Here is a 24,853-nt window from a genome sequence, read left to right as displayed (position 1 = left end):
TATACTCGCTTTAAATCGAATCAAGTGCCTGGCTATACAAATCTATATCCATTGCAGGAACGGTCCCTAAGTTCTGCAGTTGAGTAAAAAGCTTGATAAAGAAGAAAATTAGCGTCTCTTCAGTCGAACTGATATCAAATGTCCCATCCGCCTTTAAGAGGAACGAACCACTGTCCAAGGCACAACCGATATCGAGACGCTGCCACGGCTTCAATGTTCCCATTATCTCTTGAAAGGGCTTTCCGAATGGCGGATTCCAGTCGGAAGAGGTGGTAATAAGGCCAGCTACGATATCAAAAACAGGTCTTGGCGGGTACGTCCCGCCGGCATGAACGATAGGAACGGATGTACGCTTAAGTGCACGGACCGATTCAGCCTTCTCGGCTGCGTATTCGATGTGCTGCTTGTTAAGCGCCTGCTTTACTTCAAAAATCGCGTACACACTCTCCGCAGAAATGTATTTTACACCAGAATGACAGAAGACAAAGGGCGAGTATTGTTGGTCATAAATAACGAGATCAATTTGTTCGCTACGCGTGCCAGTATGGTCCACAATGAAAGCCGTATCCACACAATATCTATTTGGCAAATAAGTACCAAGAAACTCGATCCAACTTATTTCAACTGCATCACCTTTGGTAGGTGCATGTGTAACGTGCCTACGAATCAAATTTAGTTTCGTAAGCATTTCCTGTTGCATTTCGAGGAACAGTTCCTTCATGTTTACTTTGTTCGTCATAACGCACCTCCCTACCAAATGATGTCTTCCCAGTATTTTTGAGAACGGCTTTCCCTTGCTTTTTTCTGAATCGCTTCCTTCTCGTACTTATATAAGTCATCGGAGATGACATTACTTGTATTGGCAGGGTCAACAACTTTTTTGTCTACAAACTCATTCTGCAAATAATCCAATAGAATTAAAAAGTTATTGGCAGGGGCGCTTTTGCTTTTTCCCTTTAACGCCTCTATAACGGTTAATTCCAGATAGATTGATGGATAGTCCAACTTGTGCAGTTTACGCCAAATCTTTAACAATACGATTTCCGTTATCCGGTCGGAATTCTTTACCGTATTAATATGCTCGATTACATTTGTTTGCGTCCATGTATCACGCTTACTTATGTACAGGCTATGGTAGTTTGTGTTTCCAGGTCTCTTCTTCGCTGGAACCAAATCAACTTGCTTACCAGCAACGTTCACACCAATTGAGACATTTTGTTTTCGGGGTTTATATCCAGCACGGTCAATATAACCATAAAGCGACTCATAAATTTCCTTGAGGGTATTATCTGTTGTTGATTTAAGCGAGATAAACAAGTCAAGGTCCGAAGAAAGGTTAATCGCAGTCCCTTTTGCCCTGGAACCTGACAGATAAATATCGTTAAGGCATTCCCCTGCCCATTTAGAAATGAGTTGCTCTAAAGGATTGATCACGTATTTCTGGGTTGTGGCATCAATTTCAGACCGAATATGATATTTGTTTGCAATCTTAATCACGTATTCGTCGGACATACTTACCTCCGCTGAGAGACTTTGACTTTATTTGACTTTAATAAAAGTGTCCCATATCTAGTCAATTAAGTCAACTGATCCCGCATTCAACTTGCAATAGCTGCCGCGCCCACCAGCACTCTCATTAGGAATTTGAGCAAAATTGATGTAAGATCGAGAACTATTTGCTTTTGACTCGATATGCATTATAGACCAATATTAGAAATTCCGAATATGGTGCGATCGTAATAACAGCGTTAGTCGTGTTCGCAAATAATTGATCGCCCACCAAAGCGAACGTCATCATTATAGGGATTTTGCCAAAACTCTCGCAAGGGTGAAAGTAATATATTGGATTCAATTAATTGTTGAATAAATATTTACAACCTGTGCCGGAATAATGGGGATGAGACGAGCGAATAACAATGCCAAAAATGCGTTGGCTTCGAATATTTTTTGAAATGTTCAACTCTTTGATATCGCGCAATAATTCTTCTTGCAAGTCCGTAAAATGTGTAGTGGAAAATTAAGAACATGATAATTTCGGCACTAGTTGATGCCAAGATAATAGGGATATCTTTCCATTTATTTTTCCAGAAGTTTATTTGGCTATGCCTTATGACCCTTGACCAGACCTCGCCTTTCCTAACCTGTGTTTTATTTGCTGGAAAATAGGTAATGATGGGGAAAGAACATTTGTAGGGGGAGTTTTGAATGGAATACATGATCCTATGGTTTTTCTTTGTGGTGTCACTAATTTCCATATTTTTTTGGATTCGAAAACAACCCATTAAAGACTGGATTATTGTGTTTTTTCTAAAAGCATTTTTGTCAGGTTTCGTTGATTCATTTATTGTGGCATACAAATTATTAGAATACCCCATTCGCCCGTTTCCTGAAGTGTTCCAAATTGAAATTTTATTCGACTTGATGGTCTTTCCCATTCTCTGTGTATTTTATAATCAAACCTCATACAACTCGGGCTTTAAGGGAATCTTGTTACAAGCAATTCTATACAGTCTGCCGATGAGTGCGATTGAATATTGGGGTGTAAAGAATACAAGGCTCATCGTGTATCATCATTGGAATATAGGAATGACCTCCTTGTTCCTCGTTATAACCTTTTTAATGGTTCGAGGGATCATTGCACTCATTCGAAAATATTCTAAGCCGTAATGGACCTCGCCATTACGGCTGTATCGTAAGCGTCTAACAAGAAGGTGTATTCCAACGCAGTCTAGATTTTGAGACAATTCCGTTAGAGTAGTCGTTGGAGTTTTTCGACTCTACTCGAAAAACTCTAATGGGAGGATGTCCAAATGCAAACTTTAGAGATTAGGAATCGCTATCGACTCCAGCAGTGGACGGAGATCATTCGTGATTGCCGTTCCAGTGGTCAGACCGTGGTTCGTTGGTGTGCCGATCACGAAGTCAGCGTGAAAAGCTATTACTACTGGCTTCGGAAAATCCGTGAAGCTGCGTGTGAATCTCTTTCCGTCTTCTCATCCCCGAATGAACCCACTCTCGTACCGGTCCCCTCATCTTTGCGGACGAACACCCCTCCTTCCGAAGCGAGTCATGAACAAGCGGCGATTATCCTTCGTACGGATGCCGTTACGATCGAAATTCATCCGCATGCGTCTACCGTACTTCTCGAACAAACGCTTCGCATCCTGCAGTATGTTCGGTGACATCTCGAAGGCCGATCATCTGTATATCGCCTGTGGATATACGGATATGCGAAAATCCATTGACGGCCTGATTCACTTGGTGCAGCATCAGCTACAATTGAACCCGTTTCAGAATCATTTGTTTCTGTTTTGCGGTCGCAAGCGTGATCGTATGAAAGCCTTGTACTGGGAAGGCGATGGATTCGTCCTATTGTACAAACGACTGGAATCCGGTCAATACCAGTGGCCCATGGATGCCGAGGCCGTACGCTCGATCACGCCACAGGAGTTTCGGTGGTTGCTGGAAGGAATGTCGCTCCATCAGCCGAAAGCGGTCAAAAAGCTTGCTTTTACCCCTTCTATGTAAGCCGAAAAAGGTGTCGAAAACCCTTGTAAACGCCGGGTTAATGTCTGCTTTTATGGTATATTAATAGGTATAGAAGACAGTGAAGGAACGGTATCTCATGAGCCCTTTGGAACAGCTGCAAAAGATGGAACACCGCATCGGCGACTTGGAAAAAGAGAATAAACGGCTGCAGGAAACCGTATAATTTCTAACGCAGAAGCTGTACGGCAAAAGCTCCGAGAAAACAGCTTCCCTCCCAGTAGGGGTGGGGTGGAGCAACTGTCTTTATTTGATGAAGCAGAGATAGCAGCTTTACGCAATGCGCTTGAGCCAACGATCGAGCAGATCCAAAGCTACCAGCGGAAAAAGCAGGTAGGTGAACGAGCGGAGCTGCTTCAGAGTCTGCCGCATGAAAAACAGCCATTTCAGGTTCAGGATCGTTGTTGCGACGTATGCCATAGTGAGCTTGTCTTGGTAGGCGAAGAGTTTGTTCGTACGGAAGTGGAGTTTATCCCTGCCCGCGTTCAAGCCATTGATATATACAGAGAAACCTTTGAGTGCCGGACCTGTCGGAAAGCGGACAAGCCTCAGATGAAAAAGGCGACCACTCCAGCACCGGTCATCCAGCATTCGTTAGCCTCCGCTTCCTCCGTGGCTTGGGTGATGTACCAGAAGTTTGTGAACAGCATGCCGCTGTACCGTCAGGAGAAGGAATGGAAGAGCATCGGTCTGGATCTGAGTCAGGCCACGATGGCCAACTGGATCTGAGTCAGGCCACGATGGCCAACTGGATGATCGCGACTACGAGAGACTGGCTGAAGCCACTGGTGAATCGACTGCATGAGCTGCTTGTACAAGAGCGATATCTGCATGCCGATGAGACACCCTTGCAGGTCGGTCATGAATGAGAAGGGTCGGAAGAACACGACCTCCTCCTACATGTGGATCTACAGCAGCGGTCAGCATAGTACGCATCCCATAAGGATCTTTGAATACCAGCCAGGACGAGGGGCGAGGTACCCGCAAGCGTTCCTGAAAGGGCTCAAGGGATATTTACATAGCAATGCCTACTCCGGATATGCGAATCTAGCAGGAACGATCTCTTGTCTATGCTGGGCACATCTTCGGCGTAAGTTTGTTGAGGCATTGCCACCGGAGTCGAAGAATCCGGAAGGGACCCTTGCCACGGAAGGGGTAGCTTATTGCAACAAGTTATTTGAGCTAGAGGCACAGCTTGCCTCACATCCTCCTGAAGAGCGAAAGGAACAACGTCTGGTGCAGGAAAAGCCTGTACTCGATGCTTTTTGGACGTTGGTAGAAACGGCCAAAGGTAAAGTTCTTCCTAAATCCAAGCTAGGCGAAGCGCTGAAGTATGCGCGTAACCATAAACAAGAGTTGATGAATTATTTACAAGATGGGAACTGTGTGATCTCGAACAATCTAGCTGAGAACAGCATTCGCCCCTTTACGGTCGGTCGGAAAAATTGGTTGTTTAGCGGGAGTCCACGGGGTGCAGCCGCAAGTGCAGCGATCTACAGCATTGTAGAGACAGCAAAGGCAAATGGATTGAGCCCATACAAATATCTAGTCTATCTGTTGCAACAGTTACCGGCGGTTGCATTTCGTCAGCGGCCAGAGTTACTTGATGATTACCTTCCATGGAGTCCGGCAGTTAGGCAACATTGTACATAACGCAGAGCCTATGGATTCTCATGAACCATGGGCTTTTCTTTTTCAATACACCTGGCTATTGAATATTTCGGTCTCAAAGAGCCAACATTCCGGTACGTAGTGAGCCACTTCTCCGATGGTGCGAGCCACCATGTACGAGCTGAAAAGACAGGAAGACTACTCTTATTGGCTTCTTGGAGCCCAGAGCATTATTGACACTCCTACAATGCAAATCGCGGCTCCTAACCAGTCGTACAAATCAGGTGCCTTCTTATCGATTAGCCATCCCCACAGCACCGCGAGAATTACAAACACGCCGCCATACGCGGCATAAACCCGCCCAAACGATGGGAAGCTTTGCAGTGTTGGAATGATGCCGTACAAAATAAGGATGATGCTGCCGGCAACCCCGTACCAAAGGGGCTTTGATTCCCGCAGCCAAAGCCAAACCAAATACCCCCCGCCTATCTCGGCAAGACCGGCAAGCACAAAAATAAATATTGCCGTCAACATAAAATCCCCCTTAACACGAACCATTGGTTTCTATTTTTTCTTTACATTCTGACCAAGTAAGGCATTTGCAGCTTAAACTGCTGTCTAGAATCTGGATCATCGAATTTAGCTGTCTCTTTCGCTCTTCAAGTTCAATGCGTTTTTGCCTTGCCATCTGCTCCCAACGCTCCGAAAGCGAATCGCCGGGTTCAAAGCCTTCTAATAAAACACCGATTTCCTGGATGCTAAAGCCGGTTTGCTGCGCGATTTTTATAAAATTAATACGGTCAAGCAGTTGTTCGTCATACCTGCGCTGTCCGTTTTGGCGTTCCGGTGCAGGAAGTAAACCAACCGATTCGTAATAACGCAGCGTCGATGCGTTTATTTCTGCCTTTGCCGCTAGCTGACCAATGCTAATCAAATTCATCAAAAACACCCCTTGACTTAAAGTGTGCTTTAAGTTCTATACTTCGATTATATCTTGAATTGAAAGGTGATGTAAATGAAAAAAGGGGATTGGCTAGCCGGTCTTGGGCTATTAGGGGCATGTGCTTTATGCTGCGCCTTGCCGTTGTTAGGTGGTGTGGCAATTCTAGGTGTATCCTCTTTCTTTTTGAATCCGCTCATTTTGGCGGGCATGGCTCTTATGTTTGTCATTATCGGAATCGTTATCTATCAGCAGCGTAAGGCAAATGGATCAGCTTGCACGAATCAAGGATGCGGCTGCAAATCCTGCGTTACAAAGTGAATGGAGGTATGAAACATGAGTAAAGAAATACCGGTCGCATGCTGCCACAGCGTGTTTACGAAAGAACAGCGGGTGGAGTACAAAAGCATTTGGGGAGAACTCCAAACAAGAAGGCTCGGCATTACGGAGCTTGAAAACGGGTACCAATATGGGTTTCCAGGAGATGCGGAAACGCTTCGGCTCATCAATGAATGGGTAAGCATGGAGCGAAAATGCTGTCCGTTCATTACGTTTTCGGTCATCGCAAGTAACACAGATGAACCGATTTTGCTGCAGCTGACAGGAAACGAGGAAGCAAAAGCATTCTTGCGAACGGACATTCAAGCCAATATCGACATCATAACGAAACAAGCATTGGAGAAACAATGAAAACGACATACTGGATTAGCACCATATTAGCTGCAGGGCTTTTATTTCTTGGCGGCATCCTTTTCATCACCCACGGAGAGCACCAAATAGAGGAAATGAAGCATCTTGGTTATCCGGTCTACATTTTAACGTTTCTCGGGATTGGAAGAATCCTCGGCGCAATCGCAATCGTCGTACCGCGCTTCCCGCGTCTAAAAGAATGGGCATACGCAGGTTTTGTAATCGACCTCCTTGCCGCGTCGGCATCCCATGCCTACGCAGGAGATAGCTTCGCTCCAATTACTACACCGTTAGTCTTTCTTGTACTGTCTTTAGTATCTTGGGCAACACGCCCACCGAGTCGGAAACTCGTGGCTCACATTAAATCACTCTAACGGGTATCGATAGTTCAAAAAATGACAGGAGAGCCACTCAGAAACGGGTGGCTCTCTTTTACCGGAGCGCTGGCTCTAAAATGACGGAGACGTGGCTCTAACTCACCGGAACAATGGCTCAATATTCTCTGGAGTATTCAGGTTATAAGACGCTTACGCTGTATCAGTTAAACAGGATATTTGGTCAAGGTCAACTCGATCTCGGCGACCCCAAAATGAGACAAGGTCTTACTCAAAGCCAGTCTCATTTTTTCTTTATCGATTCCTTGTTCATCTTCGTTTTTCATGTTAATGACGATATCTCCTGCACTCCCCTTAAATTGTACTAACTCAAGTGAAGCCGAACGCGGAAAAGGATTTTGATATCCCGCCTCCTGTGCTTGAAGCTGTACCTTAATGGCCGTGATGCGAGGCGCGCGAACTGAAGTCTTATTCTCATACGGTATTTCTACCGCTACCAGAGAGTCATTTTGATACAGATACACCGTATACTGTTCGAGGGTCGCCTGGTTTTCCTCATACTGCTCTGCTGAATCCATGTCCTGCCGTTCTAGTCGTTCGATAAGATCAATGACCTGCTCTGTTTCCTGAAATCCCTCGATGCGATAAAGCTCTTTCCCCTCTTGATCCAGAAACATTGTGGTCGGGTTGGCTTTCACACGATATTGATTGGTAAGTTCAGTCTGTACATCTACAAAAATTGTCTCCAATTCGATTTTATCAAAAATTCGTTCTACTTCCCTAAGCACACTTCCCATCGATCTTCCCATGGGGCAAGCGCTTAATGTAAAAAGGAGAATTTTATTTACAGCTCGTTCCATTTCTTAACACCTCATTAGTTAAGTTTCGAAAAAGATTTTCTCATAATCTCATAATTAATCGCACCTTGAAATTTGTCACGAATGATTCCTTGGGAATCGATGATATAAGAGGTCGGATAAGCCATCACCTCATAATTGCCGCTCACTTCACCCTTTTCATCCTTGACAACAGGAAAGGTGAGTCCAAAAGCATCTACGAATTTGGGCACGTCGTCCGCCGATTTCTCTGTCATCGTCAGATTGACGGCCAGCACCACCGTATCCGCATTTTGAAATTCCTTATAAAACTTCTCCATATGCGGCATTTCCGTGCGGCATGGAGGACACCAGGTTGCCCAGAAATTCAGCAGAACCTTCTTGCCTTTGAAATCAGACAGCTTGACCGGCTTGCCTTCTAATGATTGTAATTCAAAATCAGGGGCTCGATTTCCGACAGCAATCCCTTCTTGTATACCCGCAGCTTGCTGGGCGGAAGCGGCTCCTTCGGTATGACGTTTTTTGGCTTGATAATCGTATCCCCCCCAAGCAATAAGTGCTAATAATGCAACGATAGCAATGATGTTTCTGTTCCTCATCTTTGTTCCACCTGCCTTAATAGGTAAATTGCGTTAACCAAGCACTAAGCTTTTGAAGCTGACCTGTAAATAAAAGCAGCCCCATACCAACCATGATCCATCCATTCACTAGAGAAAGTGTCGGGAGCCAGCGATTTATGTTTTTGACTATGCTTAAAGAGTAAGTAATGAGCAAGGAAATAACGAGAAACGGAATCCCCATACCTAAAGAGTAAACTGATAACATCGACATGCCGGTAAATAGGGTTTCCGATGAACCCGCAAGCAGAAGAATCGATGATAATGCGAGTCCGACACAGGGGGTCCAGCCCGTCCCGAAGGCAAGCCCCAATAAGAAGGAGCTGAGCCCTCCTTTTTGCTTGATCTTCGTCCCATCCCAGCTTTTTTCAAACATCAGAAACCGAAAATTCAATACCCTCGCCATCTGTAATCCGAAAATAATGATAAATAACCCGCTTAGCTTTTCAACGAGATCCCGGTAACCCGCCACCCACTGGCCGATGAAGCTTGCTGATGCCCCCATGAGCACAAACACTACACTGAACCCAATAACGAACCAAGTCGACCGCAGAAGAAGTACCCCTTTACCAACTTGTACTTTATTGTGCTGCACAGCGGATCCCGTCAAATGTGAAACGTAAGCCGGAATGAGCGGAAATACACAAGGAGAAAAAAATGAAAGGATCCCGGCAGTAAAGGCTACGATCAGAGTTACATTTTCCATGACTTCACCCCGCTTTCCGCTTATGTTCCGTCTTGTGCGCAAGCGCCAGAAGCATGCAAGAGAACACCAAATATAAGAGTTGGCTCATGGAAAAGCCCATGATCAAGATCGTACGACCTTCATTCAGAAAAAGGCTAAGTATCTGGCCTATGCAGAACCACAGTAAAATCTGAAGAAGATAAGGAAGCTCCCCTCTCTTCTGCCGCTTAAAGAGCATTCCCGCTAACAATATGGTGATGAACGAGGATGCCAAGTGATATATCCCTTCATGAAACCCGTTCAGCAGCATAAGCAGATGATAAGCGGCGGAACCGCAGAACCAGGAAATGCTTACGTAATCAACCCACGCGGCTACGGATATCCGACTTTTCATGATGCTATACCCTACATAAAGCCCGCTTGCGATTCCTCCAAGCCAAAGTCCTTTCTCCCCGCCATCGAAATACAATAAGGCCTGGGGAGACATAGTGACGGATACCGGATCAAAAAGAACGAGGCTTAGCTTCCAAATGATGAGCCACATCAAAAAGCCGTTAACCAATTTGTCCTTTACCTTGGCTTGATCTGAATGATCTGTATCTGAACGATTTAATCGAAGTCTCAAGCCAATATATCCTGCTAATACGGATAAGCCGAATGTAAGAACTTCTGTTTTCAACATAAATGGACCTAATTGTAATGGATTCATCCTTCACCTCCGCATGAATCATCTTATCTTTTGAATGTTAAGAAACGTTAAAGACAGTAGCACTATTCCCAAGCCATCGCGAATACCATATTTCATACTTTGAGAAGGGAATGAGTCAACCACATGTATTACGCTGGATTTATGTATCCTCAATATGCTCAAGTATCCATGTATCCATATCCAAGACAGCCTGCATACTGGACGTACCCGCAGCAAATTGACTATTCAAGCCGCTATCCTTACCGGCAATCATCAAACATAAGTGAAAGTATAGAGCTAAAAGATTACGGAAAAACACCGTTTGTTGTGAATATTAAAGAGGCTTCAAAACACAACAACACCTTTCGTACGGCCCTATGGACTGGGAACCACTTACAAGTGACTGTGATGAGTATCAATGTCGGAGAAGATATTGGTTCAGAAGTCCACCCCACAGTTGACCAATTCTTGCGTATTGAACAGGGGCAGGGCATGGTTCGTATGGGTGATAAGAAGGATAACCTATATATTGAAAAAATGGTTTCCGATGATGATGCCATCATGGTACCTGCCGGTACTTGGCATAATTTAATCAACACCGGCCAAATCCCGCTTAAGCTTTATACGATCTATGCACCACCTCAGCATCTCTTCGGTACGGTTCATCGGACAAAAGCTGACGCAATGGCTGCTGAATAGAACATGCAGCAAAGGCAGGTTGCTCTAAGCAGCCTGCCTTCATCGTTATTTTTGAGCAATCATGATATAATGTGACTCCGTTGGAAAACTCAAGCTTGTAACTGTAAAGCCAATATCTTCAAACGCCTTTTTCATTTCATCCGAATGAATCCTATGATTCAGCGGCGGACCTTGCTCCATCGCTTTCTTTTCCCACTCGAGGCAAAGGCAGCGTCCACCGGATTGTAAAACACGCCGGATCTCTTGAAGTCCTTTGGATAGAGGTTCAACCTCATGCAGTACGAATGAAGCAATAACCTGATTTACCACCTCGTTATCCATCGGTATATCTTCGATTGCCCCTTTCACCAAATCAACATTATCCGATTGTTGTTCACTTACGCGCTCTCTTAGAACCTCTAGCATCTGGGGTTCAACATCCAGCGCGTAGACCTTGCCGGCCGTCATCTTTGCGGCAGGTAGTGTAAAGTATCCTGTCCCAGCCCCTAAGTCCAGAACCGCATCATTAGCTTGAATACCTAGCTGCGATAGGATTTTTTCCGGAGGAAGTGCTTTTCTACGCTCCGGGTTGTCTAGTTTCGCCATTTTGCTCGGATCAAATCTTCTATCAGTCATTTTGCTCTCCCCTTTACCATTATCCTCCTATAATCTGCGCTTGCAGCCTTCATTCCATCCGTAAATGATTAGAATTCTCCAACCCCAATGGCAGTGTAAACCAAAAAGAATGATCATTTCCATCCGTAGTCAGCCCAGCTTTGCCTCCCTGCTGGACCACTATTTCTTTAACAATCGCCAAGCCTAGGCCAGAGCCGCCCGTTTCCCGGTTTCTTGAAGGCTCCTGTCTGTAGAAGCGCTCAAATACTTGCTCCGCCTGCTCAGGGGAAATACGCTGTCCTTTATTGCGCACAGTCACCTGATAGGCTTCATCTTTCACTTCCCCCACAATCTGAATGAATCCCCCTTCATCATATTGAATGGCGTTCTTCATCAGGTTGTTGATAATTTGCTTCAGTCCAACTGGATCAGCCATCACCGTTCCCTGCTGTAATACGATTCGTCTTTGGATCTGTTTGTCCTTTAGCTGCATATCAAATGCTCCGATGCTGCTTTGGATAAACTCGGAAATTTCGACAGGCTGCAATTCTCCCTTGCTCAATACCTTGGTCTCCCACACCGAAAGCTGATGTACTTGCTCAACCAGTTCGGCCAAATGAAGCGATTCATCATAAAGTGATCGGTACACGTCCCGATTCCCAGTTATAACCCCTTCGCTTAGTGCCTCAAGATAGCCTTTAATCGTACTTAGAGGCGTTCGCAATTCATGAGAAATATCGGTAATCATTTTCTTCCGGCCTGCCTCAGCCTGCTTCAAAGCCGAAACCAATTGATTAAAGTCATGCGTCAGCATCCCGATTTCATCCAAGGAAGGATCCTGTATCGTTTCCGGGTACTCCCCTTTGGTTAACCGTCTGGCGTACACCGTCAATTCCCGCAGGCGCGATACGATGCGTTTTATAAAAATATAGTGAGTTACTGCTGCTACCGCGATCGCCACGAGGCTGGCGCGAATTAAATAATCCCGCATCGTATCATTAAATAATCCTTTGTTAACCATACCGGAATTCCGGTATTGATCCACTAAATAGCAGGCAAACTCTTTAACGGAAAAACCGGTCAGCCAGATCATAATTCCCATGACGAGGACATTCAGCAGGATCAGCTTCCATGCGATGCTACTGCGCAGATAGTCTAACCAATTCTTGCTAAACCGCCACAAATCGATACCCCATTCCTCGTATGGTCTCAATGAAATCAGACGTTTCATCGATCTCCTTCATCTTTTCCCGAAGCTTGCTGACATGTACGTCAATGGTTCTTTCCACAACGATTTTTTCATCGTTCGGATACAGCTCCTGCAAGATTTGATCCCTGGTTAAGATTTGATTCGGGTTTCTCATAAAAAAATATAAAAGCTTATACTCATGATGCGTCAGCGGCAGGACATGCCCGTTAAATTTCACCTCACCTTTTAACGGCTTGATCGTCAATCCTTTATAACTGATCTTGCTGCATCTTTGTGCCGTTCTCTTCAGCACCGTTTCAACGCGAACCACCAGTTCCTGGGGACTAAACGGCTTCGTGACATAGTCGTCAGCCCCCATCTGCAGACCTTTAATTCGGTCTTCCTCGGAGACCTTGGCCGTCAGCATGATGATCGGAACGTCGCTTTTCAGCTCCTCACGAATCCATCCGCACAGCTCTTCACCAGACATATGCGGCATCATAAGGTCCATGACGACAAAGCAAGGATCGTAGGTTTCGAACATTTCCTTCGCCACTAGTCCATCTTCCGCTTCCCATACTTCAAATCCGGCATTTTCTAAATAAATTTTAATCAGATTTCTTATTTTGGGATCATCTTCAGCAATTAGTATCGATTTTCCTTGTAAGTTCACTTCCATCATCGCTCCTTAATTGAAGCTTAACAAAGAAATATTAAGATTCGTTAAAGTGATATTTTGCACAGCCCTTTCACTCCTTATATCGTAACATTGGGATATAGCGATATGAAAGAAAGAGGGTGCGGCAACAAGTGGATAACCAATACAAGAAGTTCCAGAAGCAAGCCGAGCTGCTCAAGGTACTCAGTCATCCCGTTCGGTTATGCATCGTCAAAGGGTTACTTGAAAAAGAACGATGTAATGTTTCTTATATGCAGCATTGTTTGGAACTTCCCCAATCATCCATTTCATCGCACCTTCAAAAGCTCCGTTCCGCAGACATTGTTGCATGTGAGCGAAAGGGTCTTGAAGTCACGTATTGGATAGCGGATGAAAGAGTAAAAAGCATGTTGGACATTTTGTTTCCACACGAGGAGGAGTAATCATGGGTAAAAAGGTTGTCATCGTAGGCGGAGTTGCAGGAGGAGCCTCTGCTGCTGCAAGATTGAGAAGACTTGATGAGGAAGCACAAATTATTTTATTTGAACGCGGCGAGTATATTTCCTTCGCTAACTGCGGCCTGCCTTATTATATAGGAGAAAGCATTCAGGATCGTTCCAAGCTCATAGTGCAAACGCCTGAAATGATGCACAAGCGCTTCAACATTGATGTAAGGATTCAAAGCGAAGTTACTCAAATTGATGCTGCTAACAAAAAGGTTACGATCCATAATAGAGACAAAGGAATGTATGAGGAGTCATTTGATGCTCTGATCCTATCGCCAGGGGCCAAGCCGGTAAAGCCCCCTATTCCGGGCATCAAAAGCAGCCGAATTTTCACGCTGCGGAATATTCCGGATACGGACCGTATAAAAGGCTTTGTCGATCAGCAGACCACCCAAAGCGCTGTCATCATCGGCGGTGGATTTATCGGGATCGAAATGGCAGAGAATCTTGTTGAAAGAGGCCTTGAGGTGACCGTTGTTGAAGCCGCGCCGTACGTACTCGCCCCTTTTGACACCGATATGGTCGCTTTCACTGAAAAGGAATTGTATGAGCATGGAGTAAAGCTGGCTTTAGGCAGCGGCGTTCAATCGTTCCATGAGGATGATAAGGGAATTGTTGTTTCCTTGCAAAATGGTGAGCAGTTACAGGCAGATATCACCATACTTGCGATTGGGGTACAGCCCGATACGGCATTCCTTCGTGATTCGGGCATAGCGTTAAACCCCAAGGGCCATATTCTCGTCGACGACCAAATGAGGACGAATCTCGACTATGTGTATGCAGTGGGCGACGCGGTGGAAGTCACTCACTACGTGCATGGACAAAAAACGGCAATCCCGCTGGCTGGACCTGCTAACAAACAAGGAAGAATCGCAGCCGACCACATCTGCGGACTGCCCTCGATATACAAAGGATCCCAAGGCACGTCAATTCTGAAACTTTTTGAAATGACGTGTGCGAGTACAGGCTTGAATGAACGTACTTTGAAGGGAATGCAAATCCCCTATCATGTTATCCATGTACATCCAGCATCTCATGCCACCTATTATCCGGGCTCCTCACCTATCTCCCTTAAGCTTATTTTCGGAACGAAAGGAGAAATTTTAGGTGCACAAGCCTTTGGACAAGACGGTGTCGACAAACGAATCGATGTAATTGCCACCGCCATGCGCTTGAAGGGCACTGTATCCGATCTAGCAGAGCTGGAGCTCTGTTACGCCCCTCCGTTTTCTTCCGCCAAAGACCCGGTGAATATGGCCGGATTCGCAGCAGAAAATGTTCTTTTTGGGAAAACAGCTGTCTGGCTAGCGGATGATATCAAGCAATTTGATCGTGAAAAAACCATGTTAGTTGACGTTAGAACCCCTGCTGAATATGAAAAAGGATCGATTGACAGAGCGATTAATATTCCAGTTGACGAACTGCGTGATAGATTGCATGAGCTAGATCGAAATAAAGAGATCTGGGTATTCTGCCAAGTTGGACTTCGTGGATATACCGCTTCGCGGATTCTTGCGCAAAAAGGATTTAAAGTGAAGAACTTATCGGGCGGTTACAAGACCTACTCTGTGCAATATTAGGATTTGAAAGAGATCGACATTCTGTTGCCGATCTCTTTTCTTTATGACAATACAGTTTTATCTACACATGAAACCAGTCGCTTCTCGACATCCTCCGCTATGCCTTGAAGGGCACCACTATCGACCATGCCAATTAAAGCCGTTGGCTTAGGGAGTCCGATTTTCGTTGTTCCCTGATCCTCGTAAACAGTGATTTTACAAGGCAGGAAATATCCTACGATTGCGTTCTCGCTTAGCACCCGCTTCGCTTCAACTGGATTACATACCTCAAGAATGTGGTATTTTTGGTCAAAATCAATCCCCTTCTCTTTGAGCTTCTCTTGCATATTTAAATGCCAGAGCACGCCAAATTTTTCTTCCTTCAAGTTATTTTCTAGAGATGCAATAGCTTCCTCTATCGACTGGTTGGTTTCCACAGTGTAATGAAACAAAATGATCAAACACCCCTTCTCATTTTTTATATTTACAATACAACTTCATCTATATTATAATACCAAGTATACTAATCGGATTTAGGAGGTATCGGTTATGAGACTCATAAGCACACTGACTCAAGAGAAATGCCCCATTTGCAAAGAACCATTGACTACCAATAAATCAAAGGCTATATTTTCACATATCATCAAATCGTGCCCGAAGGATCATTATGAAAAAGAATTTATTCCATCCTTAGAGGGTTATGTTGAGCATTATCAAATGACCATAAAGTAAGTTTTCGCATTCAAGCAAAACTTATGTAAAACACAAAAAAATCATTAGCAGCTACTGTGCTAATGATTTTTTTACATTTATTTGGCTATCTTCCCTTTCCAGGACATGATCCCTCCCTGCAGGTGAGCAAGCTCCCGAAAGCCCTTTTTTTGAAGAATACGTGCCGCTTGCTTGCTTCTCATCCCGCTTCGACAATACAGATAAACCGTCTTATCCGCTGGTATTTCGCTTACTCGTTGTTTAAGTTGAGATAACGGAATGTTCTTCGCACCCGCAATATATCCATGCTTCACTTCACCCGGCTCACGGACATCAATCAATATTTTATTCGAATTTCCCTTCAACTCATCTTGAAATTGAGCTGACGTTAACTGCTTAAGTCCCTTTACTCCTGCGAATCGAGAGTACACGAACCAAACAACAAAGATAACTGCTGCAATATTAATGAGGAGATTATAATCCATATGGTATACCTCTTTTCTTATTTTATCGGCTTTTAACCAAAAGCTCTATCGCCTGTTCCACTATCTTGCTTGTTTCTCTGCCTGCTTCTTTTTCCTCAAGAATGCACTGTTCCAAGTTCACTGCAACAATGTAAGCTATGGCCTTGTCCGTTGCGCTTCTGACAGCGGACAATTGGCTAACAACGTCCTTGCAAGACTCCCCTTCTTCCATCATCTTTAAAATTCCTCGTATTTGACCCTCTACACGTTTTAATCTTCTTTTTACATTATCATCGTATTGCATCTAATTACCTCCAGTTCATACGGGTATAGGTATATTATTACTCTTCAGCCTCCTATAATCAACGTAGGTGAGGTATTAAATAAACAAATTCACTTTAGCGTCTGCAGCATCACCTAAATATGCCGCGACACCGGCGTAATCAATACCATCGAGCAATTCTTCCTGTTGCAATCCAAGCAAATCCATGGTCATCGTGCAGGCTACTAATTTAATACCCTGTTCTTGCGCCAGTTCAATTAATTGAGGCAAACTCATAGCATTATGCTTCTTCATGACATGCTTGATCATTTTCGGTCCCATTCCGCCAAAATTCATCTTGGAAAGTCCAAGCTTATCAGCGCCGCGCGGCATCATTTTGGCAAACATGCTTTCAAGCCATCCCTTTTTGACTGGAATATGCTCCTCTTTCCGCAGTGCATTCAGCCCCCAGAATGTGAAGAATATGGTTACCTCATGATCATAAGCAGCTGCTCCGTTTGCGATAATGAATGCTGCGATGGCTTTATCTAATTCACCGCTAAAAAGTACGATCGTTGTTTTTTCTTTGTTTTCCATAATAATTTCTCATCCTTTCCTTTTTACATATACATGTATGGGTATATTGAATTTGTAAAAAAAATTAACACCATTTTTCCCTACGTACCTGCAGCCTTTTAGATTGACCTTGGCCATTCATAAAGCGAGTATAACCTGCCATACCACCATTTACATGAGTCAAATTCTCAAAACCACTTCGTTTCAGGATCCTTGCAGCCTTTTTACTTTGATATTTCGAGTCTGATATAAGGAAAATTTCATCTTCTTTATTGAATTCAGCTTTTTTAACGTAAGGCAATCGGCCTAAGGAAATGTTTATTGCTCTCTCAATATGAAATGCATGATAATCAACCTGGTCCCTTATATCGAGTATCTTGGAGTTTACAGGCTTATCCTTTAAGAGCATCGAAAATGAATCCATACTTATATATTTCAAATCTTTTACTGGTTTCATTAGATGAATGAAATAAAGAACAAATAATATCATAAAAATATAGCTAATCAAGAAAATGACCTCCTTGCTTCAGGTTCTTATAAACCAAGTATATACCTGGTGGGGTATGCAAGCAATAATAGATCATTGGTAATTTTGTAAAGCATTTAAAAGTGAACAAATAAATCAGCAGCTGCAGCTTCGTTTAACAGCCACTTTAAAGGTACTTTTTCAAACGGCAATTCAGATACAATCTTATTCTCCGGCACATCAATATCAGGTACAACAAAACGGACACCTAAGTTAACTGCTACAGATAAAAGGTCACCGATTGATGTTGCCTTAAAATCGTTTAAAGCATTAGCTAAGTATTCTTTCCCCTTCGAGGGTATCGGGATATAATGATCATCCAGAATATTGATGCCGTTTCTTGAGAAAGCCAACACAACATCTGCGCCTGTTGACGCGGCACCAATGGATATATTTAAAGGTGGGTATGCCGACTCTAGCTCATCATTCAGCGCCATGACGATTACTTTTTTGGAATCCATTTCATTTCCCCTCCTCTTAATAACTCAAAACAGCGTCTGCGTCATAGGCAAGATCAAGAAATGCAGCAACTCCTGCAAGTTCAACACCGTCGATGCATTCCAGTCCATTTTTAAACATGACATTCATCTGGCAACCATAAAGCTTAACTCCCTGATCAACAGCGGTTTGAAGTAATACTTTAAAATTTGTTGCTTCTTTTTCTTCGAGCTCCTTCAAATACCTTCTATCCAATACTCGGGAACCATCGAGATCAAAAAAAATGAAAACCTCATGTTCTTTTGATCGATCTATCGCTTCTCTCAACACAATTGAAGCGTTTGTACTTAAAGTAACGAAGTAAATGATCCGTTTTCGTTTCATAGACGAACCCCCTTACGGCTGTCATTTAAAAAAAGCTGCCACCGATGATTTAAGTGGCAGCTTTTCCGTTTCCTCTTTAGCCCTTTTTCACAACAAAGGTGAATACACCATTGTCTTCCTTGGATTCAATCAATTCGTGATTAGTCTGATTCACCCATGCTTGAAAGTCCTTCATCGAGCCTTTATCCGTCGTTTGCAGCTCCATAATTTCACCGGTCTGCAAGGAATCTATTCCTTTTTTCGCTTTTACAATCGGCATTGGACAAGCAAGTCCTTTTGCATCTACAACCAAGTTTGCCATGTTGATTTCTCTCCTTTTATATTAATGATGATGAACCGCACAGCGGTTCGGACCAATTTCCAACTCAACAGCACGTTCAGGTTCTACATGCAATTCTCCACGGTTAATAGCAATAATCTCCTCAAAGTTCGGCGGTTTCTCCGTAGAGACAGCCCCTGCAACTTGCTGGGTGAAGGCTTCTCGGTCTTCGTTGCGCATGATGTCATTGCTTTTGCGTATTTCACCTAGGGTAGCCCCAACAATTCCGTTATCGTTAATTTCCTTAATATCCGCATAGTGTGCCGGAAGAACCAAAACATCATCGGACAGCTGGCTTACTTTATGAAAGACGGTATCATACAAATCTTGCGCCCACTCTTTGGCTTTCCCGCCAAGATCCGGTCGTCCTAACCCACCAACAAAAATAGTGTCACCTGACATTAGAAATTGATTATTTAATAAGAACGATGTCGAACCAGGGGTATGCCCAGGAGTCGGAACAGCTAGCACTTCAACTTCAACCTCACCGAAACGGATCGATTGGTACTGCTCGAGCGGTTCATATTTGAGATCGGTTCCTTTGACTTCACCTGAGGAAATATAATAGGTTGCCCCCGTTTGCTCTGCAAGAGCAGGTCCTCCGGAAATATGGTCGGCGTGCAGATGGGAATCCACAATATGTTCAATTTTGAAATTGTATTGCTTGGCAAAATCCAAGTAATATTCAACTTTTTGATTCGCGTCGATAATCATGCCCTTGCCTTCGGAAATAATCGCATAGGATAAACATCCTTTAGAAAAACGGTTGATTTGAATTAATTTCATTTTTTCATCAAATGCCACTACAGTCGGATGATAAAATTGACTCCACGCAAGCATTCCGCCATCAAGTACTGAAGTTTTATACCCTTTTTCCGCCAGTGTCTCTGCTACGAATTGGGCAGACCCCCCTTTCGCGCAAACAACGACCATTTCTTCATCTTTCGGCAATTCTTTAAAGTTGCTTTCATCTTCCTCCAAAAAGTTGAAGTAAGGAACATTTATCGATTTGACCTTTTTCCCTTCGATCTTCCAATTATTGAATTCATCCATATTCCGAACATCCAGAATCAATACATCTTTTCCGGAATTCATTTTTTCATGCAATTGCCCCGCAGAAATCAATACAGCATTTGACATGATTCATAGCCCTCCTATTTCTTATTTTAGAAATTCAAGCTCACCTGAGCATCAAAAGCAAAGTCAAGGAATGTCGCGGCTCCTCCGAGCTCAATGCCGTCGATAAAATGTTCTTTTTCAAGACCCATGACATCAATCGTCATTTGACAGCCAATTAAGCGAACGTCTGACTCTTTCGCAATTTCAATTAACTCTTTGACAGACGGAACGTTCGCTTTTTTAAATCCTTCTGCCAATCCTTCATTACCAGGCTTAAGCTGCAGCATTTGCTCAGACTCTTTGTGAATGATGGAAAGTCCTTCGAAAGTAAAGAAGATGGCTACTTCGGCATCAAGTGCAGCCGCCGCTGTTGCAATATTAAGAACCTTATAAGCTGTCTCCAAACCGCCTGTCGATGCAATAAGAGCTACTTTTTTGTTAGTCATTGTTCTTCGTCTCCTTTTATTTTTCTTAGTCTTGTTCTACATCATGTGTCCATTCAGACATGCCTGGAACTACATTTTTCAAATTGTTAAATCCTCTTTCAGAGAGAATCTGGCAGGCCATATCGCTACGGTTGCCGGTACGACATACTACGTAATATTCCTTGCTCGGATCAAGATTCGCTATTTTCTCCTCCAGTTCACCAAGGGGAATAGAAACTGCTCCCGGAATGCGTCCAAAAGCATATTCAGCCGGTTCCCGAACATCAATTACATGCAGGTTCTCTCCTGATGTTAATTTTGTCTTCACCTCATCATTTGAAGCAGTGTGCGGATATTTTTGTTCCGCTTTGGTTTCGGACGACTCAGCTTTCCGAATGTAATGGCGATAAACCCCGTTTTCTTCTTTTAACCCGACATATTGATGTCCCGTCCTGCTTGCCCAGCCTTTCAGATCTGCAACCGAGCCTTTGTCCGTTGCGCGTACCTCTAATACCTCACCCGGGTTCATTTCATCCACTGCCTTCTTTGTACGAACCACCGGCATCGGGCAGGCAAGTCCCTCACATTCTAATGTACGATCCACTTGTAAAGTTGCCATGATTTCATGACCTCCATCTGTTTTTAATATGCTTATTTCCCGTATTCCATATCTCCAGGCCATTCCAACATGCCCCCTGGCATATTCACAACGTTATAGCCCAGGGAAGACAAAAACTCGCATGCCCTGCCGCTTCGATTTCCGCTGCGGCATACAATAATGGTCTCTTGCTTTGAATCAAGCTCATTCAGCGCTCTGTTAATTTCGCCTAATGGAATGTGCTTGGCACCTGGAATATGTCCAGATTCCCATTCATCAGGCTCACGAACATCGAGAATAATCACTTGATCCTTTCTCTTCATACGGTCTAGCACTTCATGCGGAAGCTGTTCCTTGTAAGTACTCATCTAATATTCCCCCTAGAATAAAATCGAGATCCAAATCTTGATGACAGTAGCCGTGATCAACCCGGCTAAAATCCATTGAAGGATCTTGGTGTTCACTTTCTTACTTATTTTGGCTCCGATCGGTGAAGCAATTGTGCTCGCAACCACAAGAACAATGGAAGGAATTAATAACATATGCCCTCCCATAAACTTGCCTGTCGTGGAACCGATGGATGATATAAAAGTAATCGCAAGCGAAGATGCAATGGCGACTCTCGTAGGTATTTTAAGTACGACAAGCATGACCGGTACAATTATAAACGCCCCCGCCGCACCTACAATCCCAGAAACAGTACCAATGATTAAGGCTAATATGACAGCTAACGGTTTATGAAACGTAATTTGGCTTACATCTTGTGTGTCACTTCCCTTTTTAGGGAGAAACATCATTACGGCAGCAATCAGAGCTAGAACGGCATATACAAGGTTAATAACCGAGCTGGGTAAAGTGTTTGAGATGAAGCTGCCCAAAAAACTGCCAATGATAATGGAAACACCCATGTAAAGAACCAAAGACTTATTCAGAAGTCCTCCTTTACGGAAGACGAGCATTCCCATCAAACTAGCAAAGAACACTTGAATCGCACTGATGGCCGATACTTCCTGGGCCGTAAAAGCGGCAAATCCTAATGCCGGCGGAATAAAAAGCAGCATCGGGTAGTTAATGATGGAACCGCCAATACCAACCATTCCGGAAATGAATGAGCCCAGGAATCCAATTGCGAAAATGGTAATAATCCATGTCCAATCCATAGCACTCCTGCCTTTCTACAATCAATCAAAAGTAGTGTACTCAAAACCAATCTATCCAGATACCCCATAGGGTATTATTTTAGACAAAAAAATATTTCCAGATTAAAAGTGCTTTCTTACCATGTTTATTAAATAGGATTTAGACTGTAGTCCTGAAATTGTTTCCACGATTTTCCCATTCTTAAATAATATAAGAGTGGGAATACTCATAATGCCATATTTTGAAGAAACCATTGGGTTGTGATCTACATTGACTTTTGCAATGATCACGTTACTTCCAAGCTCTTTTCCAATTTCTTCGAGTACAGGAGCAAGCGCCTTACAGGGCCCACACCAGTTGGCAAAAAAATCAACGAGAACAAGTTTATCAGTATTTATCACTCGTTGATCAAATGTTTTATCTGTTACATGAACTACAGACATTAATGAAACCTCCTTTTCGTCATATACCCATACCCGATGGGGTATGTTGTTACTATATTAAATTTTTCTCGTTTCGTCAACCCCCTTTGAATCACTTAAAATCTACAAAACAAAGGAGTCAAAACAAATGAACTTAATTGAGGTATTTAAATCGGCTTTTGAGCCGTTTTTAGATGGAGATAAACCACCTCTTCATATAGGAGAAGCTTATCACTTGTGGTATTACAAGATAGGTATAGAAAACACCTTAAAAAATGCACAAATCGGGCTCAATGTATGCCAGGACCCGGAACTGAAAGAGAAAATTAATGATCTTATTGAAAATGTCCTTAAACCAATTAAAACTGAGTTAGAAGATTTTTTGAAAAATGAAGGAGTACCATTACCAAACATTAGCCCAGAGAAACCGTTAATAATGGATGTCTCTAATCTTTCTGAGGGAATAAAGCTAACCGATGAGGAAACAGCTAATCAATTATCTTGGGCCGTTCTTATGGGGATTCAAATTGCTACAAGGGGATTAACAGAATCGGTCAGAGCGGATGTGGGGGCTCATTTTGGGAAGTATCAAATGTTATTAATGATATGGGGGTTAACAATGAAACAGTTATTAACCAAAAAAGGTTGGCTTCATACCCCTCCCTCTTTTAAGGGATAATCGAATTTGAATACAGAATAAATTTTTATCCAATTTTTAGGTAAACTTAATGATATTCTTAGTAAGGAAAAGCATACATGGTGGATAATGGCCAATGACGGTGATCAACGTCTTTGCCCACATTCAAGTTGCCCCTACATGCGCTTGACTTGGCTTTTCCACCCACCTGTATATTTAGTTCCAATGAAGCGATTTGAAGTAACAACTACTGTTTGCCTAAGGCCCGATATGTAACGTAAACCAATAAAAGAAATCCTGAATATAGCACGATCGTAATAACGACATTAGTCGTGTTCTCAAATAATTGATCGCCCAGCAAAGCGAACGTCATCATTAGAGGGATTTTGCCCAAAACTGTCGCTAGGGTGAAAGTAATAAATTTGATTCGACTAATTGCTGAATAAATATTTACAACCTGCGCTGGAATAATGGGGATGAGGCGAGCGAATAACACTGCCAAAAATGCGTTGGCTTCGAACATTTTTGTAAAATGTTCGACTCTTTGATATCGAGCAATCATTCTTCTTGCAGGTCCGGAAAATGAATAGCGGAAAATTAAAAACATGATAAGTGCGGCACAAGTTGATGCTAAAATATTAATAATGCCACCTGTAAAAAAACCAAATTTCGCCCCAAGAGCCCCAGCAAATAACCCGTAAGGAACAACTGGGAACAAAGCAAATAACGTTGCTATTATCATTATCGCCATAATGTTAGTTGAATCTCTGCGTTGAATCCAGATTATAAGTTGTTCTTTATTCAGAAATATAAGCATAATGACTATCACGTAAATGATGACTGGCAACCACTTTTTCACGTCTGCCTCCTTGGAATTTCCATTATGCCCAAAAAGCAGCCCCAAGAAAATGGGCTGCTCATTTCATCTGTTTTTGAACAGCAATATTCAGAACAACTGGGCAAATTTATCTTAATGAGCCTCAGCAATTGTTATGACTTTGACATTTTGTCGAACTGACCCCAAATGTATGACGTCACATTTTTACTTAGCAGAAAGTTCGCTCTCTGTCACCCATTTATGGTTTTTAACCGGAGCTTCGCCAGTTGTCGGCGTATAATCCACCACATAAACGGTTGTTTGCTCAGCAGAATCAATCGTTGCCTTGGCTCCATTCATGCCCTTCATATGGTCAGCCATTAGCGTTACTTCTGCACCTTTAGCAAATGGTTTATCACCTGCATCTTTAATTTCCTCTTGAACAACCCACTTATGCTTTGTAACCTTTTCCCCGCCTGTTGTCGGAACGTACGAGACGGTATAAACCGTAGTATCATATGCTCCAACAATCGTTGCAGTCGCACCTTTCATACCCGGCATATGGTCGTCAAGTATGACCGCTTGGCTTCCAACCTTAAACTTTGGATTTTTGGCTTCTTTAAGACCTGCAGGAAGCTTATCCGAAGAGGAATGTTCCATATCCATGCCAGAGTGGTTCATATTCATTCCTTGTTGACTATTGTTTGCAGCCTGACCTTGATCCGAACTTTTACCACAAGCACTTAAAGCAACAGCCAGGATCACAGTAGCACCGAGTAAGGCTATCTTCTTTTTCATTACATTAACCCCTTCCACAGGTGATGATTTAATCTAAATTCATTGTAATAAACAGTTGTGTAGA

37 protein-coding genes and 1 pseudogene are annotated in these 24,853 nt (G+C 43.3%); 11 read left to right on the top strand and 27 right to left on the bottom strand.

From position 1 onward, the window contains the following. Positions 1 to 10: 10 nt before the first annotated feature. Together PCH02S_RS06850 and PCH02S_RS06845 are read right to left on the bottom strand one after the other, a co-directional pair. Positions 11 to 739, bottom strand: coding sequence for a DUF6602 domain-containing protein (locus PCH02S_RS06850; RefSeq protein ID WP_127451361.1), 729 nt, complete (start codon positions 737 to 739; stop codon positions 11 to 13). Between the two features lie 11 nt (positions 740 to 750). After that, positions 751 to 1,512 (bottom strand): SMODS domain-containing nucleotidyltransferase, encoded by a 762-nt coding sequence (locus tag PCH02S_RS06845; RefSeq protein WP_127451360.1) that lies wholly within the window; start codon positions 1,510 to 1,512, stop codon positions 751 to 753. A 693-nt stretch (positions 1,513 to 2,205) separates the two neighbouring features. Between PCH02S_RS06845 and PCH02S_RS06840 the strand changes: the two genes are divergently transcribed. From PCH02S_RS06840 to tnpC, 4 genes and pseudogenes are all read left to right on the top strand, one after another. Next, positions 2,206 to 2,667: a CBO0543 family protein gene (locus PCH02S_RS06840; RefSeq protein ID WP_127451358.1), complete on the top strand. Its 462-nt coding sequence runs from the start codon at positions 2,206 to 2,208 to the stop codon at positions 2,665 to 2,667. Positions 2,668 to 2,810: 143 nt separating this feature from the next. Beyond that, entirely contained in the window at positions 2,811 to 3,182 is a 372-nt protein-coding gene (tnpA, locus tag PCH02S_RS06835) for an IS66 family insertion sequence element accessory protein TnpA (RefSeq protein WP_127451356.1), read from the top strand. Next, entirely contained in the window at positions 3,070 to 3,528 is a 459-nt protein-coding gene (gene tnpB, locus PCH02S_RS06830) for an IS66 family insertion sequence element accessory protein TnpB (RefSeq protein ID WP_307719924.1), read from the top strand. Before tnpA ends, tnpB begins: the two co-directional genes overlap by 113 nt. 97 nt (positions 3,529 to 3,625) lie before the next feature. After that, positions 3,626 to 5,199 (top strand): annotated as a pseudogene (gene tnpC, locus PCH02S_RS06825) (IS66 family transposase). Between the two features lie 162 nt (positions 5,200 to 5,361). On the opposite strand, the gene PCH02S_RS06820 reads toward tnpC, so the two are convergent. Then, the gene (locus PCH02S_RS06820) at positions 5,362 to 5,691 is read right to left on the bottom strand and encodes a YnfA family protein (RefSeq protein ID WP_127451352.1); all 330 of its coding nucleotides are present in this window, start codon (positions 5,689 to 5,691) and stop codon (positions 5,362 to 5,364) included. 10 nt (positions 5,692 to 5,701) lie between these two features. Next, entirely contained in the window at positions 5,702 to 6,097 is a 396-nt protein-coding gene (locus tag PCH02S_RS06815; RefSeq protein WP_127451350.1) for a MerR family transcriptional regulator, read from the bottom strand. A 75-nt stretch (positions 6,098 to 6,172) separates the two neighbouring features. Between PCH02S_RS06815 and PCH02S_RS06810 the strand changes: the two genes are divergently transcribed. From PCH02S_RS06810 to PCH02S_RS06800, 3 genes are read left to right on the top strand one after another with little or no spacing between them, the layout of a single operon-like run. Further along, on the top strand, positions 6,173 to 6,418 hold the full coding sequence (locus PCH02S_RS06810; RefSeq protein ID WP_127451343.1) for a hypothetical protein: 246 nt from the start codon (positions 6,173 to 6,175) through the stop codon (positions 6,416 to 6,418). A gap of 15 nt (positions 6,419 to 6,433) precedes the next feature. After that, the gene (locus PCH02S_RS06805; RefSeq protein WP_246068975.1) at positions 6,434 to 6,787 is read left to right on the top strand and encodes a hypothetical protein; all 354 of its coding nucleotides are present in this window, start codon (positions 6,434 to 6,436) and stop codon (positions 6,785 to 6,787) included. Then, the gene (locus PCH02S_RS06800; protein WP_127451341.1) at positions 6,784 to 7,161 is read left to right on the top strand and encodes a DoxX family protein; all 378 of its coding nucleotides are present in this window, start codon (positions 6,784 to 6,786) and stop codon (positions 7,159 to 7,161) included. Before PCH02S_RS06805 ends, PCH02S_RS06800 begins: the two co-directional genes overlap by 4 nt. A 167-nt stretch (positions 7,162 to 7,328) precedes the next feature. Here PCH02S_RS06800 and PCH02S_RS06795 read toward each other — a convergent pair whose 3' ends face one another. From PCH02S_RS06795 to PCH02S_RS06780, 4 genes are read right to left on the bottom strand one after another with little or no spacing between them, the layout of a single operon-like run. Continuing rightward, complete coding sequence (locus tag PCH02S_RS06795; protein WP_127451339.1) at positions 7,329 to 7,982, bottom strand: TlpA family protein disulfide reductase; 654 nt, start codon at positions 7,980 to 7,982, stop codon at positions 7,329 to 7,331. Positions 7,983 to 7,996: 14 nt separating this feature from the next. Continuing rightward, the gene (locus PCH02S_RS06790; protein WP_127451337.1) at positions 7,997 to 8,557 is read right to left on the bottom strand and encodes a TlpA disulfide reductase family protein; all 561 of its coding nucleotides are present in this window, start codon (positions 8,555 to 8,557) and stop codon (positions 7,997 to 7,999) included. A 16-nt stretch (positions 8,558 to 8,573) separates the two neighbouring features. Beyond that, positions 8,574 to 9,281: a cytochrome c biogenesis CcdA family protein gene (locus PCH02S_RS06785; protein WP_127451335.1), complete on the bottom strand. Its 708-nt coding sequence runs from the start codon at positions 9,279 to 9,281 to the stop codon at positions 8,574 to 8,576. A 4-nt stretch (positions 9,282 to 9,285) separates the two neighbouring features. After that, entirely contained in the window at positions 9,286 to 9,969 is a 684-nt protein-coding gene (locus tag PCH02S_RS06780) for a hypothetical protein (RefSeq protein ID WP_127451333.1), read from the bottom strand. 123 nt (positions 9,970 to 10,092) lie between these two features. On the opposite strand from PCH02S_RS06780, the gene PCH02S_RS06775 reads away from it, so the two are divergent. After that, a complete protein-coding gene (locus PCH02S_RS06775; protein ID WP_127451331.1) occupies positions 10,093 to 10,647 on the top strand; it encodes a cupin domain-containing protein in 555 nt (184 codons plus the stop codon). Positions 10,648 to 10,692: 45 nt separating this feature from the next. Here the strand turns inward: PCH02S_RS06775 and PCH02S_RS06770 are convergent, their stop codons facing one another. Genes PCH02S_RS06770 through PCH02S_RS06760 form a run of 3 tightly spaced genes read right to left on the bottom strand, consistent with a single transcriptional unit; the run spans position 10,693 to position 13,112 of the window. Further along, the gene (locus PCH02S_RS06770; RefSeq protein WP_127451329.1) at positions 10,693 to 11,262 is read right to left on the bottom strand and encodes a class I SAM-dependent methyltransferase; all 570 of its coding nucleotides are present in this window, start codon (positions 11,260 to 11,262) and stop codon (positions 10,693 to 10,695) included. A 49-nt stretch (positions 11,263 to 11,311) separates the two neighbouring features. Further along, positions 11,312 to 12,472, bottom strand: a complete 1,161-nt coding sequence (locus tag PCH02S_RS06765; protein ID WP_127451327.1) for a sensor histidine kinase — start codon at positions 12,470 to 12,472, stop codon at positions 11,312 to 11,314. Further along, positions 12,411 to 13,112, bottom strand: a complete 702-nt coding sequence (locus tag PCH02S_RS06760; RefSeq protein ID WP_127451325.1) for a response regulator transcription factor — start codon at positions 13,110 to 13,112, stop codon at positions 12,411 to 12,413. The genes PCH02S_RS06765 and PCH02S_RS06760 overlap by 62 nt, the downstream gene beginning before the upstream one ends. Before the next feature lie 128 nt (positions 13,113 to 13,240). Here PCH02S_RS06760 and PCH02S_RS06755 point away from each other — a divergent pair, with 128 nt between their 5' ends. Together PCH02S_RS06755 and PCH02S_RS06750 are read left to right on the top strand one after the other, a co-directional pair. After that, positions 13,241 to 13,531 (top strand): ArsR/SmtB family transcription factor, encoded by a 291-nt coding sequence (locus PCH02S_RS06755; protein ID WP_127451323.1) that lies wholly within the window; start codon positions 13,241 to 13,243, stop codon positions 13,529 to 13,531. Positions 13,532 to 13,533: 2 nt separating this feature from the next. Next, positions 13,534 to 15,174: an FAD-dependent oxidoreductase gene (locus PCH02S_RS06750; protein ID WP_127451321.1), complete on the top strand. Its 1,641-nt coding sequence runs from the start codon at positions 13,534 to 13,536 to the stop codon at positions 15,172 to 15,174. Between the two features lie 41 nt (positions 15,175 to 15,215). Here the strand turns inward: PCH02S_RS06750 and PCH02S_RS06745 are convergent, their stop codons facing one another. The 14 genes from PCH02S_RS06745 to trxA form a co-directional block, all read right to left on the bottom strand. Beyond that, entirely contained in the window at positions 15,216 to 15,605 is a 390-nt protein-coding gene (locus tag PCH02S_RS06745) for a DUF302 domain-containing protein (protein WP_127451319.1), read from the bottom strand. 357 nt (positions 15,606 to 15,962) lie between these two features. Further along, entirely contained in the window at positions 15,963 to 16,349 is a 387-nt protein-coding gene (locus tag PCH02S_RS06735; RefSeq protein ID WP_127451315.1) for a rhodanese-like domain-containing protein, read from the bottom strand. A 22-nt stretch (positions 16,350 to 16,371) separates the two neighbouring features. Then, positions 16,372 to 16,632 carry a metal-sensitive transcriptional regulator gene (locus PCH02S_RS06730; protein WP_127451313.1) on the bottom strand — a complete coding sequence of 87 codons (261 nt, stop codon included), beginning with the start codon at positions 16,630 to 16,632 and terminating at the stop codon, positions 16,372 to 16,374. A 75-nt stretch (positions 16,633 to 16,707) separates the two neighbouring features. Then, a complete protein-coding gene (locus tag PCH02S_RS06725; RefSeq protein ID WP_276562749.1) occupies positions 16,708 to 17,187 on the bottom strand; it encodes a DsrE/DsrF/DrsH-like family protein in 480 nt (159 codons plus the stop codon). Between the two features lie 64 nt (positions 17,188 to 17,251). After that, a complete protein-coding gene (locus PCH02S_RS06720) occupies positions 17,252 to 17,674 on the bottom strand; it encodes a rhodanese-like domain-containing protein (RefSeq protein WP_127451309.1) in 423 nt (140 codons plus the stop codon). 95 nt (positions 17,675 to 17,769) lie between these two features. Then, positions 17,770 to 18,153, bottom strand: a complete 384-nt coding sequence (locus tag PCH02S_RS06715; RefSeq protein ID WP_127451307.1) for a peroxiredoxin family protein — start codon at positions 18,151 to 18,153, stop codon at positions 17,770 to 17,772. Between the two features lie 16 nt (positions 18,154 to 18,169). After that, positions 18,170 to 18,514, bottom strand: coding sequence for a DsrE/DsrF/DrsH-like family protein (locus PCH02S_RS06710; RefSeq protein WP_127451305.1), 345 nt, complete (start codon positions 18,512 to 18,514; stop codon positions 18,170 to 18,172). A gap of 76 nt (positions 18,515 to 18,590) precedes the next feature. Further along, entirely contained in the window at positions 18,591 to 18,815 is a 225-nt protein-coding gene (locus tag PCH02S_RS06705) for a sulfurtransferase TusA family protein (protein ID WP_127451303.1), read from the bottom strand. Positions 18,816 to 18,836: 21 nt separating this feature from the next. Next, positions 18,837 to 19,973, bottom strand: coding sequence for an MBL fold metallo-hydrolase (locus tag PCH02S_RS06700; RefSeq protein ID WP_127451301.1), 1,137 nt, complete (start codon positions 19,971 to 19,973; stop codon positions 18,837 to 18,839). A 26-nt stretch (positions 19,974 to 19,999) separates the two neighbouring features. Further along, positions 20,000 to 20,398 (bottom strand): DsrE/DsrF/DrsH-like family protein, encoded by a 399-nt coding sequence (locus PCH02S_RS06695; RefSeq protein ID WP_127451299.1) that lies wholly within the window; start codon positions 20,396 to 20,398, stop codon positions 20,000 to 20,002. 25 nt (positions 20,399 to 20,423) lie between these two features. Next, positions 20,424 to 20,996 (bottom strand): sulfurtransferase TusA family protein, encoded by a 573-nt coding sequence (locus PCH02S_RS06690; RefSeq protein ID WP_127451297.1) that lies wholly within the window; start codon positions 20,994 to 20,996, stop codon positions 20,424 to 20,426. Between the two features lie 32 nt (positions 20,997 to 21,028). Continuing rightward, on the bottom strand, positions 21,029 to 21,343 hold the full coding sequence (locus PCH02S_RS06685) for a rhodanese-like domain-containing protein (RefSeq protein ID WP_127451295.1): 315 nt from the start codon (positions 21,341 to 21,343) through the stop codon (positions 21,029 to 21,031). Positions 21,344 to 21,355: 12 nt separating this feature from the next. Next, the gene (locus tag PCH02S_RS06680) at positions 21,356 to 22,135 is read right to left on the bottom strand and encodes a sulfite exporter TauE/SafE family protein (RefSeq protein ID WP_127451293.1); all 780 of its coding nucleotides are present in this window, start codon (positions 22,133 to 22,135) and stop codon (positions 21,356 to 21,358) included. 102 nt (positions 22,136 to 22,237) lie between these two features. Beyond that, positions 22,238 to 22,558: a thioredoxin gene (gene trxA, locus PCH02S_RS06675; RefSeq protein WP_127451291.1), complete on the bottom strand. Its 321-nt coding sequence runs from the start codon at positions 22,556 to 22,558 to the stop codon at positions 22,238 to 22,240. A gap of 127 nt (positions 22,559 to 22,685) precedes the next feature. Here trxA and PCH02S_RS06670 point away from each other — a divergent pair, with 127 nt between their 5' ends. Continuing rightward, complete coding sequence (locus PCH02S_RS06670; RefSeq protein ID WP_127451289.1) at positions 22,686 to 23,216, top strand: DUF3231 family protein; 531 nt, start codon at positions 22,686 to 22,688, stop codon at positions 23,214 to 23,216. A 205-nt stretch (positions 23,217 to 23,421) separates the two neighbouring features. On the opposite strand, the gene PCH02S_RS06665 is transcribed toward PCH02S_RS06670, so the two are convergent. Continuing rightward, complete coding sequence (locus tag PCH02S_RS06665) at positions 23,422 to 24,033, bottom strand: TVP38/TMEM64 family protein (RefSeq protein WP_127451287.1); 612 nt, start codon at positions 24,031 to 24,033, stop codon at positions 23,422 to 23,424. A 183-nt stretch (positions 24,034 to 24,216) separates the two neighbouring features. Continuing rightward, the gene (locus tag PCH02S_RS06660) at positions 24,217 to 24,789 is read right to left on the bottom strand and encodes a YdhK family protein (protein ID WP_127451285.1); all 573 of its coding nucleotides are present in this window, start codon (positions 24,787 to 24,789) and stop codon (positions 24,217 to 24,219) included. Between the last annotated feature and the right edge of the window lie 64 nt (positions 24,790 to 24,853).

Origin of the sequence: Paenibacillus chondroitinus NBRC 15376, assembly GCF_004000765.1 — a bacterium.
GTDB lineage: Bacteria > Bacillota > Bacilli > Paenibacillales > NBRC-103111 > Paenibacillus_E > Paenibacillus_E chondroitinus.
Note: the sequence above shows the minus strand (reverse complement) of the source record. Positions and strands in the feature narration are given on the sequence as shown.